Here is a 17,237-nt window from a genome sequence, read left to right on the forward strand (position 1 = left end):
ATAAACATATAACCTCACTGGTATTGAAAACCTGTGAGGTTTTTAAATAATAACTAGCTTTAATGCCTTCATTAGAAAATTGCTTTACTCCTTTTAAAACAGACATTTCTGGAATTTCTATTCCAGAGAAGTTTACGTTTCCGATTTTCTATGAGCCACATGAATTGTCCTTAATAGCAACCCGAGAATTGCAAGAATATTTAGAACAACCGCAAAACTGGCAGCATAACTTCTGGAATGAGAAAACAGGCGCTGGAGAAGCCGCAGGAAAAATGTTTGGTGTGCTAGTGGTACAAAACGAGAAAGGAGAACTAGGATACCTATCTGCTTTTAGTGGTCAGATCGATGGAACTATGGATATTCATCCCTTTGTACCAGCTGCTTATGTTGAGGATTTTGATAAAAGTTATTGTGATGGACAGTTTAAAGAATTTACAAAACTGAGCCATCAAGTTACCACTCTAGAGCAAACTCCAGAATACATTACCGCCTTAAATCATCTTCAAAAACTCAAAGAAGAGGCATTAATTTTACTGGAAACGCAACGCAAAAAACATAAGCTGCAATCTCGAGAACTTAAAGCACAACTTAAACAAAGCTCTAAAACTCTAGACGAGCAAGAACTTAAACAGCTTAAAGCTTTACAACACCAGCAACATCTCAATCAGAAGTTTCTCTATCGTGAATACGAGATCTATTTATTAGAAAAACAGCAACCATTTCAAGTTATCGTTGATCAATATCAATCGCAAATGGAAGCGCTCACCACGCAACGCAGGCAACAATCCCTAGATTTACAAGATTGGATTTTTAAACAGTATGACCTTCTAAATGCAAATGGAGAGCGCAAAAATGTTTTAGAGATTTTTAATGAGTTAAATCTAGGTGCTCCACCTGCTTCTACTGGTGATTGTGCTGCTCCTAAGTTATTGCAATACGCTTTTGCAAAAGCATTAAAACCCATTGCTCTAGCCGAATTCTGGTGGGGAAAATCATCTAAATCGCAAATCAGAAAGCACAAACAATTTTATCCTGCCTGCCGCAGTAAATGTGAACCTATATTAGGACACATGTTGCAAGGACTAGATGTAGAGGACAATCCACTACTGATCAATCCAGGATTAAATAAAACGATGGAAGTGATCTATGAAGATGAGGCCATCATCATTGTGAACAAGCCAGAAGAGTTTTTATCAGTTCCTGGGAAAACCATAAAAGACAGTGTTTATAGTAGGCTTAAGGAGTTATATCCAGATGCCACTGGACCTATTCTGGTTCATAGATTAGATATGTCTACATCTGGAATTTTAGTAGCTACTAAGAATCTAGAATACTATCACTTTATTCAAGAACAGTTTATCAATCGTACGATTTCAAAAAGATATGTCGCATTACTCAGTGGAGTTTTAGAGAATAACGAAGGAATGATTGAATTACCATTGCGCGTAGATCTAGATAACAGACCTACTCAACTGGTATGTTATGAATACGGTAAATCTGCTCGTACTAAATATCAAGTGTTAGAACGTAGGGAAAAAGAAACACTGGTTCACTTCTACCCGATTACTGGTCGCACGCACCAATTGAGAGTTCATGCGGCACATGCTAGTGGATTAAATGCACCTATTGTGGGCGATGATCTTTATGGAACGGCGACGAATCGATTACATTTACATGCCGAGTTTATTAAATTCATTCATCCCATAACGCATAAAGCGGTTTCTTTTAAAGCACCAGCACCTTTTTAAATATGTCTTTTACCCTACTCTCATCGCCACTGCAAGGCTTTACAGAATTCCGTTTTAGGAATGCAGTTCACAAATATTTTGGCGGTATCGACACTTTTTATGCGCCATACATCCGATTCAATAACAAGCCCGAAATAAGTAGTAAATACCAACGTGATTTACAATTAGAAAACAATTTTGTTCCAGAATTGATACCACAAGTCATGACTAATAGTGCTGACGAGTTTATCATAGGTGTTAAATATATTAGGTCATTAGGTTACAAAGAACTCAACTGGAATCTAGGTTGCCCTTATCCTATGGTGACTAAAAAAGGTATGGGAAGTGGTTTGATTTGTGAACCATCTAAAATTGATGCCATTCTCGATCGAGTTCATACAGAAACTGATGTGATTGTTTCTATGAAAATGAGAATGGGCTATCTAGAACCTACAGAGATACTGGATACATTCCCTATACTAGAAAAATATCCTATTAAAAGTATAGCCATTCATGCGCGCATAGGTAAGCAATTATATAAAGGTGGCGTAGATTTAGAATCTTTCCAGCGTTGTCTGGATACTTCTAAAACCAAGCTTTATTATAATGGGGACATCACTACGGTTGCCGGTTTTAGAAAAATGCAGGAACAATTCCCTATCATTGACCACTGGATGCTCGGTCGCGGTCTCATAGCAGATCCTTTTTTACCCAGTATGATTAAAAAAGATACAGAGATTTATCCAGAGAATCGCTGGGAAATCTTCCGTGAATTTCACGATACGATTTATCAAGAATATGATGCGTTCCTGCAAGGACCAACGCCTATAAAGATGAAAATGCAAGGATTCTGGGAATACTGGTCGCAGACATTTCCTAATCCGCAAAAAGCTTTTAAGGCGATTAAAAAAGCTAATAATCCTAGAGCTTATAATCAGGCTGTGAATGATAATTTAAAAACGGTAAATAGATAGTTTGTTTCACGCTTTCGCGAAAGCGAAATCATAAAAACCTACTTTTGTAACCTGCTTTATGGAACAAAGAGATCTACTGCTTATCACACCACCGTTTACCCAATTGAATACACCGTATCCAGCGACGGCTTATATCAAAGGTTTCTTGAATACCAAAGATGTCAGTGCATTCCAGATGGATTTAGGTATAGAGGTAATTCTTGCTTTATTTTCAAAAGATGGTATGGAATCTATGTTTGAAAAAGCATTTGATAATGAACGTATTATATCTTCAAACAGTCAACGTATTTACGCCTTACAAGATCAGTATTTACAAGTACTGGAACCTATAATTTCCTTTTTACAAGGTCATAATGAAACGCTTGCAAGACAAATTTGCACCCATAATTACTTACCTAGAGCATCTCGATTTGAACAACTGGATGATATGGAATGGGCTTTTGGGAATATGGGAATGCAAGATAAAGCCAAGCATCTCGCTACTTTATATTTAGAAGACCTATCAGATTTCATCAAAGAATGTGTGGATGAAAATTTTGGTTTCAGCCGCTATGCAGAACGTTTAGGAATGAGTGCCAATAGCTTTGACGAGATCTATGAACATCTCGAGAGCGACCTTACTCCTATTGATCAAATCACTATAGATATTCTAGAAAAAAGAATTCAAGAAGTACAACCAAAACTGGTTTGTTTATCCGTACCATTTCCTGGAAATTTATATAGTTCTCTGAGATGTGGTCAGTTTATCAAGAAGCATTATCCGAAGATTAAAATTGCTTTTGGCGGTGGATTTGCTAATACCGAATTGCGCTCTGTTACTGATGTGCGCGTGTTTGATTTCATAGATTACATCGCACTCGATGATGGAGAATTGCCATTAGAATTAATAGTAAACGATGTTTTAAATTGTGAAAAACAACGCGTTTTTAAACGCACCTTTATTTTAGAAAACAATAAGGTGGTTTATAAAAACAACAGCACGGCTAGCGATTACAAACAAAGTCAAGTTGGCACACCAGATTATAGTGGTTTACTACTGGATGAGTATATATCTGTCATAGAAATTGCAAATCCTATGCATAGTTTATGGAGCGATGGACGCTGGAATAAACTGACTATGGCTCATGGCTGCTATTGGGGAAAATGTACTTTTTGCGATGTCTCACTAGATTATATCAAACTCTATGAACCAGTTGCTGCTGGAATCTTAGTAGATCGCATGGAGCAATTGATTGCTCAAACTGGAGAAAGCGGTTTTCACTTTGTAGATGAGGCAGCGCCACCTGCATTAATGCGCGCTGTAGCACTAGAGATTTTAAAAAGAAAACTATCCGTCACGTGGTGGACCAATATCAGATTTGAAAAGAACTTTACTCAAGATTTATGTCACTTATTAAAAGCTAGTGGTTGTATAGCCGTTTCTGGTGGACTAGAAGTAGCATCAGATCGTTTACTGAAATTAATTGACAAAGGAGTTACCGTTGCTCAAGTAGCCCAAGTCACCAGAAACTTAACCGAGTCTGGTATCATGGTACACGCTTACTTAATGTACGGTTATCCTACTCAAACGGTTCAAGAAACCGTGGACAGTCTGGAAATGGTGCGACAACTATTTGAATTAGGAATAATACAAAGTGGATTCTGGCATCAATTTGCGCTTACAGCACATAGTCCTATAGGTCTGAATCCTGAGGAATTTGGTATTACTCCACAGCTCAATCCTATATCATTTGCTAATAATGATGTACAGTTTGATGATCCTACTGGAGTAGATCACGAGCAGTTTAGTTATGGATTGAAGAAATCTTTATTCAATTATATGCACGGAATAGGTTTTGAGCTTGATTTACAAGACTGGTTTGACTTTAAAGTCCCTCAAAGTCAAATTGATCCTCATTATATAGAAGACTGCCTAAATCAAGAGACCTATAAAGCTCCTAAATCAAATCATAAAATGGTATGGCTGGGAAATGCTCCACTTGTTGCTACTTCTACAATTCATAAAAAGGGTAAAGAAATCAGCTCTTTAAAACTTCAATTTCACCAAGCAACTGATTGGTTTGAAATTGAGCTAGAAGAATCTAAGGCTGATTGGTTGATAGAGCAATTAGAGAAGTCTACACCAGAAGCCAGCACAATAACGACTTATGGTAGTATGAAGAACAGTTATGAGTCTCAATGGGAACAATTTGAAACGTTTTGGTTTTCAGAACCTATGGAAGAACTTAAAGCAAATGGGTTTTTAATCTTATAAAACACTCACTTCAAAGTTTTGACCCTATAAAATATTGACATCAAAGTAGTTTTATGCTTACTTTGTGAACATGAAAAGAGCATTTAATTATAAGTACATCGTACTTATGCTGTTGTTGTTAGGGACATCAATAGCTACCGCGCAAGACGGACTCAATAGCATACCAGTATCTGAGACCTTTTCTGAAAACGGTTCTTATAAAATAAAATCTATTGCATTTGATAATACACCTGGAAATATAGATGGTGTTTCTTATGTGTATGATGGTGATCAATTGATGTATCAAATACCGAGATCTTTTGACATGTTATTAGACAACAGTACACGTATCGTGCTGTCTAATGATGGGAAAATTGTTGTCTATTACCACAACAAAAAATATAGACCCGAGAAAGAATTTGACAATGTGGTAGTTTATAAAGAAGGTTTACTCTTCGGTAGTTTTACCACGGAGCAATATGCAGCATGTAGCAGCAAAGAAAATGATTGTACGGTATTGTATAATAATTATGATGCAGTTATCGATTACAAGCGAAGCGATTATGGTAAAGCAGACTATAAAAAAGTCTTGCGTAGTATGGATGAAGATGAAGAATGGTTGCATAACAAAATGCTGGTGATAAAAGACAACATCATATATACCGTTAGTGGCCAGAAGAAAATAAGTGTTTTTCATACTGACGATTTAGTGTTAGAAAAAAATGTAGACTTTGAGAAACTCTATCCGTTTATTAAAGACTTTCCTAGTCCAAAAACAGTCATTCTTAATGTGCCTAAAACAAGAATGACCATCGATCAATTCACTGAAAAAAAATCTGGTGAAACATTAAATCGCCTTTTAGAAAAAAGATACAATTTAAAGTCTGTTTCTAAAAATAATAAAAACGCGGCAAAAGAGTTTCAACTCTATAACATTTCCATGTCTGGATACATGACTCGTTTTGGCTTTTTGGAACTCACTTCTTTGAATATAGACGCAAAATTTGACAAGGAAGATCTTGTAAAATACATAGATGACATCAATTTTGATCCAGCCACTATTGATAATGTATTACCTAAGCAGTACTTCAACTATTATGCAATGAGTTATCGCAATCCTAACGATAATGTTGCTCGAGATGAAAAGATAGCTCATGATAAAGCTTTAAAACAAGAAAGAATAAGAAGAGAACGATTAGACACTATCAACGGCTTTTTTATTCCTAGATCTCTAGAAGAATCTTTTCTTCAATTAGATAAAATCATGCCTGAAAAAGAACGCAAAATTCTTGTGTCTCTAGAAAATCAACCCGATAAGTATAATTCTGACACAGGCGGATTGGGTATATGGATCAGAACCAATTGGGGAATCATTGATGGATCTAGATTACAGACTTACTTCAATGAACGTAATTTATTCGATCCTAAAAAGATCTCAGCTATTATCGTAGCACAATATATCAAATACTTAAAAAAGGAATCTCAGGTCGCAAGAAACTGGGAAAGAACCCATCCTAGAATTTAGAGCAAAAAAAAAGAGAGGACTCCTCCTCTCTTTCTAAGCGATCTCCACCGCTTTATTTTAATAAACAACGTTTGTATTTCAAAGACTTTGCTTATTTACTTAAACCGTGTCAAATATACAGCTGTGTTTAAGTATTCTGTATTTAAACCATGTTTTTTAACGATAAAAATATCGATAAAAAGCTAGTTCACTGACTCACAGTTTATTATTAAAATATTAAAAATGCATTTCATCGATTAACACTTTGCACTTTAACATAGATTAACGACTTTCATCCTTACTTTCTATCGATTTTAAAACTTGAGATACGATTATTACCTGCAAGATAGCCGTTCATCGAATCTATCATTTTAACCGTATAAAATCCTTTATCAGATAATTGTTTCCAATCCTTACCTTGATTACCACTCCACCATATCCCTGGAGAACCTACTGCAAGTAATTCCTGGCCATTGGTATCTGGAATAAAGATGATATCACTGCAATATCCTGGTCCTGCATCATTAGAAAGGAGATTCCATGATTTACCTCCATTGCGAGTTATTGCTTTGTTATACTTATTATCTTCTTTCTTATTCCAATCGCCACCTATGATAACACCTAGATCCTCATCATAAAAATCTACAGCATAAATTCCAGTCATTTCTCCACCAGCAATAATAGGAGTATTAAAAATTTGCCAGTTAGAACCTCTATTATCGCTATAAATAACGCGTGCCATCGCACCACCGGTCACTAACCATACCTGATCACCTAAGATTTTAATATTGGAATTACTCGCCGCAAACGCCGCCTCACCTGGAACAAAATCTGGTAATTCTGTACATTGAAGTTTTCCCCATGTTTTACCACCATCATAAGTCTTGATAATAGAGAAACATCCACCCATGGGATCACCCATTGCAATTCCTTCATCATCGTTCCAAAATTTCATAGAATCATAAAAGACACGTTCTTCTACTTCTGTATAAACATGTTCTACAGCGCCATCCTTGTGCGCTATTTTATAAATAAGCGCAGGATTACCAGCCGTTAATATATAAGTGTAATTAGAAGTAGTCGCTATAGATCTAAACTCAACATCCTCATCTTCATTAAGTTTAATAAGCCCACGTGTAGGTGATCCAGTAGTCACATCAATACTACCATAACTACCTTTACTACCTGCATACCAGTAATTTCCATTACCATAATCTAGCGCTCTAACACTTATAGAATCAGTTAATATTGGTGTGATCTCAATAGTAGCATCTTGAGCTACAACTTGAACCACCTCTTTTTCAAGAGTCTTATTTTCAGACTCTTTACACGATAACACCGCTATAGCAGCAAGGATATAAATTATTTTTTTCATGTTACAAAAATAATGACCTTTTTAAAGATTTGACGATTTAATTACACGCTTTCGCGAAAGCATATCCCAAAACAGCTTCATCTACTAAAAAAGGAGCTCTCATTTTTTAAAGATGAGCAGCAATAAACGTATTTTTGCAAAATGAGATTTCATCATAATTTAGTTCAGGCTACCGTAGACGCATTGCATAACATTTTTAACGATGGTAAATATGCAGATCAAGCGATTCAAAAAATATTAAAACGTGATACTCGTTGGGGTTCTCGTGACAGAGGTTTTATTGCAGAAACCACCTATGATATCGTAAGATATAAAAGGTTGTATGCAGAGATTGCCAATGTACACGAACCTTTTAAACCTGTCGACCTATGGCGCATGACTGCCGTATGGATTGTTCTTAAAGGTCATGCTGTGCCTGCATGGGAAGAATATTACAATACTCCTGAACGACGTATTAAAGGTCGATTTGATGAGTTAAGTAAAAATCGTGTTTTCAGAGAGTCTTTACCAGACTGGATGGATGAGCTAGCCCTTAAAGAATTGGGTGGTATCTGGGAAAAAGAAGCTAGTGCATTAAATAAACAGGCAGATGTGGTCTTAAGAGCTAATAGCTTAAAGACGACTCCTGCAGAGCTTAAAGAAAAACTTCAGTCAGAAGAAATTGCTGTAAGTCAGCAAGACCGCTTTCCAGAAGCGTTAATCCTTAAGGAAAGAGCAAACGTTTTTATGACGCAGGCTTTTAAAGATGGACTTTTTGAAGTGCAAGATGCTGGATCACAAACCATCGCCCCATTTTTACAAGTAGAACCTGGAATGCGCGTCATGGATGCCTGTGCAGGTGCTGGTGGTAAAGCATTGCATCTCGCAGCATTAATGGAAAATAAAGGCCAGATCATTGCGACAGATATTTACAAAAGCAAATTAAACGAGCTGAAGCGTCGCGCACGTCGTGCAGGTGCACATAATATAGAAACTCGTCTGATAGATTCTACTAAAGTCATTAAGAAACTAGCCGGTAAAATGGATCGTTTACTTATAGACGCACCATGCAGTGGTCTCGGTGTTTTACGTCGTAATCCGGATGCAAAATGGAAATTACAACCTGAGTTTATAGATGAGATAAGAGCAACACAACAAGACATCTTACAACGATACAGTACAGTGGTTAAGCCAGATGGTATGATGGTATATGCCACTTGTTCTATTCTTGCATCAGAAAATGAAAATCAAGTTCAAGAATTTTTAAAATCTGAAGCTGGTGCAACGTTTGAATTAGTAGAAGAGCAATCATTACTAGCTCATAGAGATGGTTTTGACGGTTTCTACATGGCATTGATGAAGAAAAAATAATAATTACGACAATTATAAAGTATCGTCACAACGCTACTATAATCCCTATTATATGAAAAACTTTGTTTTCTTTATCCTATTTATAAGCTTTACGGCTTTAGGACAGATTCCTACTGGCTATTATAACACTGCAAATGGGTTAACCGGTTATCCGCTTAAGACAGAATTAAAAAATATTATTACTGCCGGTCATAATCCTCAAAGTTATGATGCACTATATACTTTATATGCAACATCAGATAATGACGATTACTATGATAACGGGACACAAACCAATACCATTCTAGATATTTATTCTGAAAATCCTGCAGGTGCAGACTCTTATAACTTTGGATTGACACAGGACTGTAGCGGTGTTAGTATTACACAAGAAGGATTATGTTATAACAGAGAACATATTTTTCCGCAAGGATTTTTTAATAGCTCTGCAAATCCTACTCCACGTCATGATGCGCACCATGTGATTCCTACAGATGGTTTTGTAAATAATGGACGTGCTAATTACCCTTTTGGAGAAGTAGGAACGGCTCAAACTACTTATGCTAACGGTAGTAAATGGGGAAATTCCATATCACCAGGTTATACCGATCGAGTTTTTGAACCTATTGATGAATTTAAAGGCGATGTGGCTCGTATGATGTTATACTTTGCCACTCGTTATGAAGATAACTACAATGATTCTTCATGGGATAATCCTAATGCCTCGAACTATGATCCACGTGATGGGTCACAAAATCGCTGGTACGAACAATGGTTTATCGATCAAATGTTGATCTGGCATGCACAAGATCCTGTTAGTCCACGTGAGGTGGAACGTAATAATGAGATTTATAATTTTCAAGGTAATAGAAATCCTTATATAGATAATCCACAATATGTAGCAATGATATGGAGTGGAACTGGTGGTTCTGGTAGCGGAACTTTATTCCCTACTCTATCTGGTACTTATGTGGACATCAATGGAAATTCTATTGTTGATGCTGGTGATGAAATTCAATATACTTATGATATCGCAAACATTGGTACAACAACACTTTATAATTTAAGAGCTACGTCGCCACTAGGAACATTTAATCCTGGTAATCAAGTGGCTAGTCTTGCGGCTGGACAATCTTTAAACAATCCATTTGGTACATTTACCTATATATTAACGGCTGCAGATGCTACCAATAGTTGTGGTTGTATCACTAATCAATTATTACTTGCCGCAGATTATAACGCCACGGGTACTAACGGTACTTTGAATGTAGCAAGTGATGATCCTAACAACTTTACGAATAACGATTCTGACGGTGATAATCTACCAGATGATTTTACCATCGTGACCTACCCTAATGGTGGTTCTGGTGTTGCTGGTGACTTGTTCATATCAGAATATATAGAAGGTAGTGGTAACAATAAAGCTATTGAAATCGCAAACTTTACAGGTGCGTCTGTAGATTTATCTAATTACACCTTGCAAATAAGCACTAATGGTAGTGGTAGCTGGGCTAGTCCTAGAGCATTAATGGGCACACTGGCTGATCGAGATGTTTATTTAATTATAAACAGTGGAGCAATGTTGAGTGTACCTGTAGTTCAAGCAGATGATAATACAAGTAGCGCTCCTATAAACTTTAATGGTAACGATGCCGTAGGATTGTTTAGAGCTGGAGTATTACTAGATGTAGTTGGAGATCCTAATAGCAGTGCCGACTCTGAAAAAGACCAAACTCTAGTGCGCAAAGCTAGTGTGACTGGTCCTAATACCGTATTTGATAAAGTAGGCGAATGGGATGTTTTCACACAAGATACTTCTAGCGATTTAGGTACTCACACCTATGGAAGTACTGCTAGTTTAGAGGATAATGCATTCATCAACTTAACTATATATCCTAATCCATCCAATGGTGTCTTTCGTTTTAATAATGATGAGTTGATAGAAGATGTAACCGTTTATGACGTTTCAGGAAGAAGAATTAAAAGCAACTATTCCAATAATGATGGTTTAATTATCAATCATACAGGTATCTATTTTGTGAACGTAATGTCTCAAGGACAAAGCAAAACCTTTAAAGTTATCGTAAGGTAATTGCAATTCACATACCTCATAAAAAAAGAGCCTTTTTTCAAGGCTCTTTTTTTATGGATAAACTGATCGTGATACACGTCTTAAATTATCATTGATATAACAATGGTCTCACACGATACCAGCCATTTTGTTTATCATATATAATCACCGTGCGACCATCTGGACTATGAAATGCGCTCATCACACTATCATAGGATTTAAACTTTGCCGTTTTGCCGTTGAATTCAAGAGTATAATAATCATAGGTTACCGGATAAAAACCAAAAACATAATGATTACCGGAGCCTCTATTTTCTATAACCGCTTGATCAAACATCGTTAAATGATCTACAGATGTGTGGTTAGAAGTACTGAACTTTTCAACCGCTGGTAATTGATCAATATCTTCAAGCAATCTAAACCAGTCTATTCTTGATTTAAATTCATCATGCCATCGATGCGCTTTGATATCTTTAGGAATATAAAAATCACCATCCTGCGTTTGAATAATTAAGCCACCTAGTTTTACATAGCCGTTACTTAAGTAAGCATCATTATCCAATGTGTGATAGCCTGTTATATCAGGAATTACTCGATTTTTAATCTGGTCATAATGGTGCTGGGCAGCGATTTCTCTAACAGAATCTTTACCTTTTTCAGTAGCTCTTTCCATCACTTCAAAATCATATTGCGGTGCTAGTTCTGCTAGCTTTGACTCATAAAACCTTTCTTTAAAAAAAGGATGAACTACTAGATCTTGAAACCTTTTTTCTAGATAGTGCACTTTAGCAATTCTATCATCTTCTTTTTTAAAATAAACAAATCCGTCTGGTGATACGTAGTAATACTCGCTGATTTTTACAGAATCCAGTTTGTCAAATGACTGGTCCATTCGTACTGCATAAATCTCTTTTTCTTTAAATGAAATTCCCAATAGATCATCACCTATGACATATACTTCTTCAAAATTAATGTGATATTTCTCTAGTTCAATTCCTGTTCCGTCAACTTCAGGAAATTCAGCCATATCGGGATATTTATCATCTTCTGTAGTGCTATAACCACAACTGGTTAATAGGGAAATGGTTAATAATAAACAGAAAACATTGTACAGTTTCAGTAGCCTCATAGCGGTCAAAGATATTTAAATAAAACAGATTACTGTATTGTAAACAAGTCGTTAATAATTACGCTTTCGCGAAAGCGGAAACCCTAAAAATAAAGTCCTAAAAAAGTATCTTTGCAATAGCCCATAAAAGCGCTCATAATGATTCATTTTTACGGAAATCCGTCCAAGTCAGTTTACGCAGTACAAACCCAAGCACCGATCTCTGCAGAGGATGATCAAAAATTACAATGGCTTTTTGCCGATGCTCCAAAACTAGAAGCCGATGCTTTATCGGGATTCTTTACCGGACCACGTGCAACCACCATTACTCCATGGTCTACAAATGCTGTAGAAATCACCCAAAACATGGAAATTAAAGGAATTCTAAGAATAGAACAATTCCATACTTGTGAGGAAAGCTCACCGTATGATAAAATGTTATTGCAAAAATTTGACGGTCTTAACCAGTCACAATTTGATATTAATGTAACTGCAGATGGTGTTTTAGAGATAGATGATATCGCTGCTTATAACATGCAAGAAGGATTGTCGCTAAGCGATGATGAAATTGATTACCTGATCCAGCTTTCTGAAAAACTAGATCGTAAGCTTACAGACAGTGAAGTTTTTGGCTTCTCTCAAGTAAATAGTGAGCACTGTCGTCATAAAATATTCAACGGTACTTTTATTATCGATGGAGAAGAGATGCCTACTTCCCTATTCAAATTGATTAAAGAGACTTCAAAACGCTGGCCTAATGGTATCGTGAGTGCTTACTCTGATAACGTAGCCTTTGTAGAAGGTCCACAAGCTGAACAGTTTGCTCCTAAAACAGCAAATAAACCAGACGTTTATCAGACCAGTCTTTTTGATTCGGTAATATCATTAAAAGCAGAAACACACAACTTCCCTACTACTGTAGAGCCTTTCAATGGTGCTGCAACCGGTTCTGGTGGAGAAATACGTGATCGTCTTGCTGGTGGACAAGGTTCTTTACCACTTGCAGGAACAGCGGTTTATATGACCAGTTACTCGAGATTAAATGAAGAACGACCATGGGAAAACGGCTTTGAAGTACGCAAGTGGTTGTATCAAACACCTATGGATATCTTAATCAAAGCATCAAATGGTGCGAGTGATTTCGGTAACAAATTTGGCCAACCGTTAATCACAGGTTCTGTATTGACATTTGAACATCAAGAAGGTGATCAAAACTTAGGTTTTGATAAAGTCATCATGCAAGCTGGTGGTATAGGTTATGGAAAGAAAGAACAAGCCTTAAAGAAAACTCCAGACGCAGGCGATGACATCATCGTAATGGGTGGAGATAATTATAGAATAGGAATGGGTGGCGCTGCCGTAAGTAGTGCAGACACTGGTGCACTAGATTCTGGTCTAGAATTAAATGCCGTGCAACGCTCTAATCCAGAAATGCAAAAACGTGCTGCAAATGCGATACGTGGACTGGTAGAAAGTGATAACAATCCTATTAAATCGATTCACGATCATGGTGCAGGTGGACACTTAAACTGTCTGTCAGAACTGGTAGAAGAAACTGGTGGTGTCATCGATGTAGATGCCTTACCGGTAGGTGATCCGACACTATCTCGCAAAGAGTTAATCGGTAACGAGTCTCAAGAACGTATGGGATTAGTGATGGATACAAAAGACACACCTGTACTAGAAGAAATTGCTGCTCGCGAGCGTGCACCATTATATAAAGTAGGTAAAGTTACAGGAGATAATAAATTCACCTTTAGTGAAAAAGATGGTCGCAGTCCTATGGATCTGGCACTAGAAGACATGTTCGGGTCTAGTCCTAAAACCATTATGGATGATAAAACCATCAAACGTACCTATGCACCAGTAACTTATGATGGTAAAGACTTTAACCTTTACCTCTATCAGGTATTACAACTAGAAGCAGTTGCCTGTAAAGACTGGTTGACTAATAAAGTAGATCGCTGTGTGACTGGTCGTGTGGCCAAACAACAAACTTGTGGAGAACTACAATTACCACTAAATAACGTCGGTGTTATGGCGATGGATTATAATGGTAAAAATGGAGTGGCGACCACGATAGGTCACGCACCAGTTGCCGCATTAATCGATCCAGCTGCAGGTTCTCGCAATGCCATTGCAGAGTCGCTTACCAATCTAGTATTTGCGCCATTAGAAAAAGGCCTAAAAGGCGTGAGTCTAAGTGCTAACTGGATGTGGCCATGTAACAATCCTGGTGAAGATGCCCGTTTATACAGCGCTGTAAAAGCCGTTAGTGATTTTGCCATTGAATTAGGAATCAACATTCCTACTGGTAAAGACAGTCTTTCTATGAAGCAAAAATATCCAGATATGGATGTGCTTGCTCCAGGAACGGTGATTATCAGTACCGTTGGGTCTTGTGATGATATTTCTAAAGTCGTTGAACCTGTACTACAACGTGATGAAAACGCACCTATCTATTACATCAACATGAGTGGCGATGACCATAAGTTAGGTGGATCTAGTTTTGCACAAACGCGCAACACGATAGGTGATGAATGCCCTACGATTGTGAATAGTGACGCTTTCGCGAAAGCGTTTACCGCAATACAAAATTTAATAAAACAAGGCAAAGTGCTCGCAGGACACGATGTTGCTAGTGGTGGATTGATCACCACATTACTAGAGATGTGTTTCCCATCACTAGGAGTAGGAATGGATCTGGACCTGAGCGGTGTAGGCCATGATATGGTAAAAGTCCTTTTTGCAGAAAACGCAGGGATCGTATTACAAGTAACCGATGAAAGTGTGGAAAGCGAGCTGTTAAAAGCCGAAGTACCTTTCTATAAAATAGGTCACGCGATTGATGAGGCTGTACTAGACATTAACGATCATATCATTGATGTAGATGACATGCGTGATGTGTGGTATGAAACCTCACGACTGCTAGATCAACAACAATCGTTTAATGGCATGGCCGATGAGCGTGCGGTGAACTATGTAGAGCAACCACTAGAATTCAACTTTCCAGCGCATTTTACAGGAAAACTGCCGGAATTGCCTCAAAAACGCATCAAAGCAGCGGTAATACGTGAAAAAGGAAGTAATTCTGAAAGAGAAATGGCACGCGCCATGTACCTCGCAGGATTTGAAGTAATCGATGTACACATGACCGACTTAATTGCTGGACGTGAGACACTAGAAGATGTACAGTTTATAGCCGCAGTAGGTGGATTCTCAAACAGTGATGTATTGGGAAGTGCCAAAGGTTGGGCTGGTGCTTTCTTATACAACGAGAAAGCTAACACAGCATTAAAGAACTTTTTTGCAAGACCAGACACGATGAGTATAGGTGTTTGTAACGGTTGCCAACTCTTTGTAGAGCTAGGATTAATCAATCCAGACCATGACGAAAAGCCTAAGATGTTGCACAACGCTAGTGGTAAGTTTGAATGTAATTTCACCAGTGTAGAAATTGCCAAAAACAATTCTATTATGTTACAATCTCTAGAAGGTAGCAAACTAGGAATATGGGCGGCACATGGAGAAGGAAAATTCCATTTACCTAAAGACCGCAGTGCTTATCAAATCCCAGCGACTTATGGTTATGACAGTTATCCAGCAAATCCTAATGGATCTGACTATAACGCTGCGATGTTGAACAGTGAAGATGGACGTCACCTAGTAATGATGCCACACTTAGAACGATCTACATTCTCATGGAACTGGGCACACTACCCTACAGACCGCAAAAATGACGAAGTAACGCCATGGCTAGAAGCATTTGTGAATGCTCGTGTTTGGTTAGAGCGCAAGTAATATTTTAAGCTTTGTGAGAAACGGATAAGTCGCTTTTAAGTAAGGGCTTATCCGAATATCTATATGGGATAAAGAGTATATTTAATTCGATATAATAAGTTAGCGAACATTTATGAATGAACAACAAAGAACAAGCATAGAAGCCTTATTATTAGTTAATGACTTGTAATTTTCGAATCCAATCAGAATGAAAGAATTAATTATACCCTTTGCCACTGCAGTTGGTTATATGCTGAAAGTCTTAAAATCTAACGTGAAAATTGACAAGTTTAACCCTGAATTTAAAATGATTAGACACGGAAATTATTTTGAATTCATCAATTCTGTAAAAGGAGAAATACCTCATTCAGTAGTTTATAATAAAGGGAAAATTACATCCGACAACATCGCAAGAAATGATGACTTTGATTTTTTGGGATTATTTAATGCTAATCCATCTCTCCAAAAATTTTATATAGATTGCTACAAAGAGTACGGAAAAATAACTGATACTGATATTCCGGATTCGATATACGGAATTGCTGCATTGTTTGAAATAAGCCTAAGAATGCACGCTAACAATCATAACCTGATTGAACCGAGAGAAAACTTAAATGAAGTGATTAATAAATTGACTAAATTCAAAAACTTAAATAAAGACGAAACAAATAAATTACATCAAGGAAGAAGGTTTATTAATATGGTAAAACATTTTAACAATCAATTTCCAACATGGAATGAAGGAATAGATTCTATGACGATCGCTTACGAAATAGTCAAAGAAAAAAAATTGACGATTATATGAAAACTATAGATCCTTCAAAAAACTGAGGTAAAACGATTACTACCACTTCGCCAATTTGATACAATCTTAACCTAGGCTCATAGAATCGATTCCTTGATTCAAGAGCCTTTTTTTATGTCTTGTTAGTGAAGGATTGAAGTAAAACAGAAACCTGTATTTCTGTATATGGATAAGTCAATAAAGCTATAGCCATAGATGAATGCTCACTTTAATTCTTTCTAGTTGGTATGTAAACTTTTTAAGAAAAGGACTAAGGTATTATAATTAATCCATTGGTTATAGATTACTTAGGTGATCCTTGTAGATTTTAGATTCGTTTTTATTTACTAAC

At 37.0% G+C, this 17,237-nt stretch carries 10 protein-coding genes; 8 read left to right on the top strand and 2 right to left on the bottom strand.

Features of this window, described 5'->3' with window-relative positions:
• Window positions 1-62 precede the first annotated feature (62 nt).
• The 4 genes from IL45_RS03890 to IL45_RS03905 all read left to right on the top strand — a co-directional run bounded on the left by IL45_RS03890 (window position 63) and on the right by IL45_RS03905 (window position 6,459).
• Window positions 63-1,748, top strand: a complete 1,686-nt coding sequence (locus tag IL45_RS03890) for an RluA family pseudouridine synthase (RefSeq protein WP_036580589.1) — start codon at window positions 63-65, stop codon at window positions 1,746-1,748.
• A 2-nt stretch (window positions 1,749-1,750) separates the two neighbouring features.
• A complete protein-coding gene (locus tag IL45_RS03895) occupies window positions 1,751-2,701 on the top strand; it encodes a tRNA dihydrouridine synthase (protein WP_036580592.1) in 951 nt (316 codons plus the stop codon).
• Between the two features lie 58 nt (window positions 2,702-2,759).
• Window positions 2,760-4,955 (top strand): B12-binding domain-containing radical SAM protein, encoded by a 2,196-nt coding sequence (locus tag IL45_RS03900; protein ID WP_036580594.1) that lies wholly within the window; start codon window positions 2,760-2,762, stop codon window positions 4,953-4,955.
• Window positions 4,956-5,025: 70 nt separating this feature from the next.
• Window positions 5,026-6,459: a DUF6794 domain-containing protein gene (locus IL45_RS03905; protein ID WP_036580596.1), complete on the top strand. Its 1,434-nt coding sequence runs from the start codon at window positions 5,026-5,028 to the stop codon at window positions 6,457-6,459.
• Window positions 6,460-6,736: 277 nt separating this feature from the next.
• Here IL45_RS03905 and IL45_RS03910 read toward each other — a convergent pair whose 3' ends face one another.
• A complete protein-coding gene (locus IL45_RS03910; RefSeq protein ID WP_036580599.1) occupies window positions 6,737-7,813 on the bottom strand; it encodes a WD40/YVTN/BNR-like repeat-containing protein in 1,077 nt (358 codons plus the stop codon).
• 141 nt (window positions 7,814-7,954) lie between these two features.
• Between IL45_RS03910 and IL45_RS03915 the strand changes: the two genes are divergently transcribed.
• Both IL45_RS03915 and IL45_RS03920 read left to right on the top strand, forming a co-directional pair.
• Window positions 7,955-9,163, top strand: coding sequence for an RsmB/NOP family class I SAM-dependent RNA methyltransferase (locus tag IL45_RS03915; RefSeq protein ID WP_036580602.1), 1,209 nt, complete (start codon window positions 7,955-7,957; stop codon window positions 9,161-9,163).
• Window positions 9,164-9,215: 52 nt separating this feature from the next.
• Window positions 9,216-11,234: an endonuclease gene (locus tag IL45_RS03920; RefSeq protein ID WP_036580605.1), complete on the top strand. Its 2,019-nt coding sequence runs from the start codon at window positions 9,216-9,218 to the stop codon at window positions 11,232-11,234.
• Between the two features lie 88 nt (window positions 11,235-11,322).
• Here IL45_RS03920 and IL45_RS03925 read toward each other — a convergent pair whose 3' ends face one another.
• A complete protein-coding gene (locus IL45_RS03925; RefSeq protein ID WP_036580607.1) occupies window positions 11,323-12,342 on the bottom strand; it encodes a hypothetical protein in 1,020 nt (339 codons plus the stop codon).
• Window positions 12,343-12,480: 138 nt separating this feature from the next.
• Here IL45_RS03925 and purL point away from each other — a divergent pair, with 138 nt between their 5' ends.
• Both purL and IL45_RS03935 read left to right on the top strand, forming a co-directional pair.
• Window positions 12,481-16,122 (top strand): phosphoribosylformylglycinamidine synthase, encoded by a 3,642-nt coding sequence (gene purL, locus IL45_RS03930; protein ID WP_036580610.1) that lies wholly within the window; start codon window positions 12,481-12,483, stop codon window positions 16,120-16,122.
• Window positions 16,123-16,309: 187 nt separating this feature from the next.
• On the top strand, window positions 16,310-16,906 hold the full coding sequence (locus tag IL45_RS03935) for a hypothetical protein (RefSeq protein ID WP_006796918.1): 597 nt from the start codon (window positions 16,310-16,312) through the stop codon (window positions 16,904-16,906).
• The last annotated feature ends 331 nt before the right edge of the window (window positions 16,907-17,237 follow it).

The sequence above is a fragment of the Nonlabens ulvanivorans genome, assembly GCF_000732625.1.
GTDB lineage: Bacteria > Bacteroidota > Bacteroidia > Flavobacteriales > Flavobacteriaceae > Nonlabens > Nonlabens ulvanivorans.

Bases quoted from the DNA above. Each gene is read 5' to 3' on its own strand.
- IL45_RS03890 (WP_036580589.1), top strand. From the start codon at position 63: ATGCCTTCATTAGAAAATTGCTTTACTCCTTTTAAAACAGACATTTCT.
- IL45_RS03895 (WP_036580592.1), top strand. From the start codon at position 1,751: ATGTCTTTTACCCTACTCTCATCGCCACTGCAAGGCTTTACAGAATTC.
- IL45_RS03900 (WP_036580594.1), top strand. From the start codon at position 2,760: ATGGAACAAAGAGATCTACTGCTTATCACACCACCGTTTACCCAATTG.
- IL45_RS03905 (WP_036580596.1), top strand. From the start codon at position 5,026: ATGAAAAGAGCATTTAATTATAAGTACATCGTACTTATGCTGTTGTTG.
- IL45_RS03910 (WP_036580599.1), bottom strand. From the start codon at position 7,813: ATGAAAAAAATAATTTATATCCTTGCTGCTATAGCGGTGTTATCGTGT.
- IL45_RS03915 (WP_036580602.1), top strand. From the start codon at position 7,955: ATGAGATTTCATCATAATTTAGTTCAGGCTACCGTAGACGCATTGCAT.
- IL45_RS03920 (WP_036580605.1), top strand. From the start codon at position 9,216: ATGAAAAACTTTGTTTTCTTTATCCTATTTATAAGCTTTACGGCTTTA.
- IL45_RS03925 (WP_036580607.1), bottom strand. From the start codon at position 12,342: ATGAGGCTACTGAAACTGTACAATGTTTTCTGTTTATTATTAACCATT.
- purL (WP_036580610.1), top strand. From the start codon at position 12,481: ATGATTCATTTTTACGGAAATCCGTCCAAGTCAGTTTACGCAGTACAA.
- IL45_RS03935 (WP_006796918.1), top strand. From the start codon at position 16,310: ATGAAAGAATTAATTATACCCTTTGCCACTGCAGTTGGTTATATGCTG.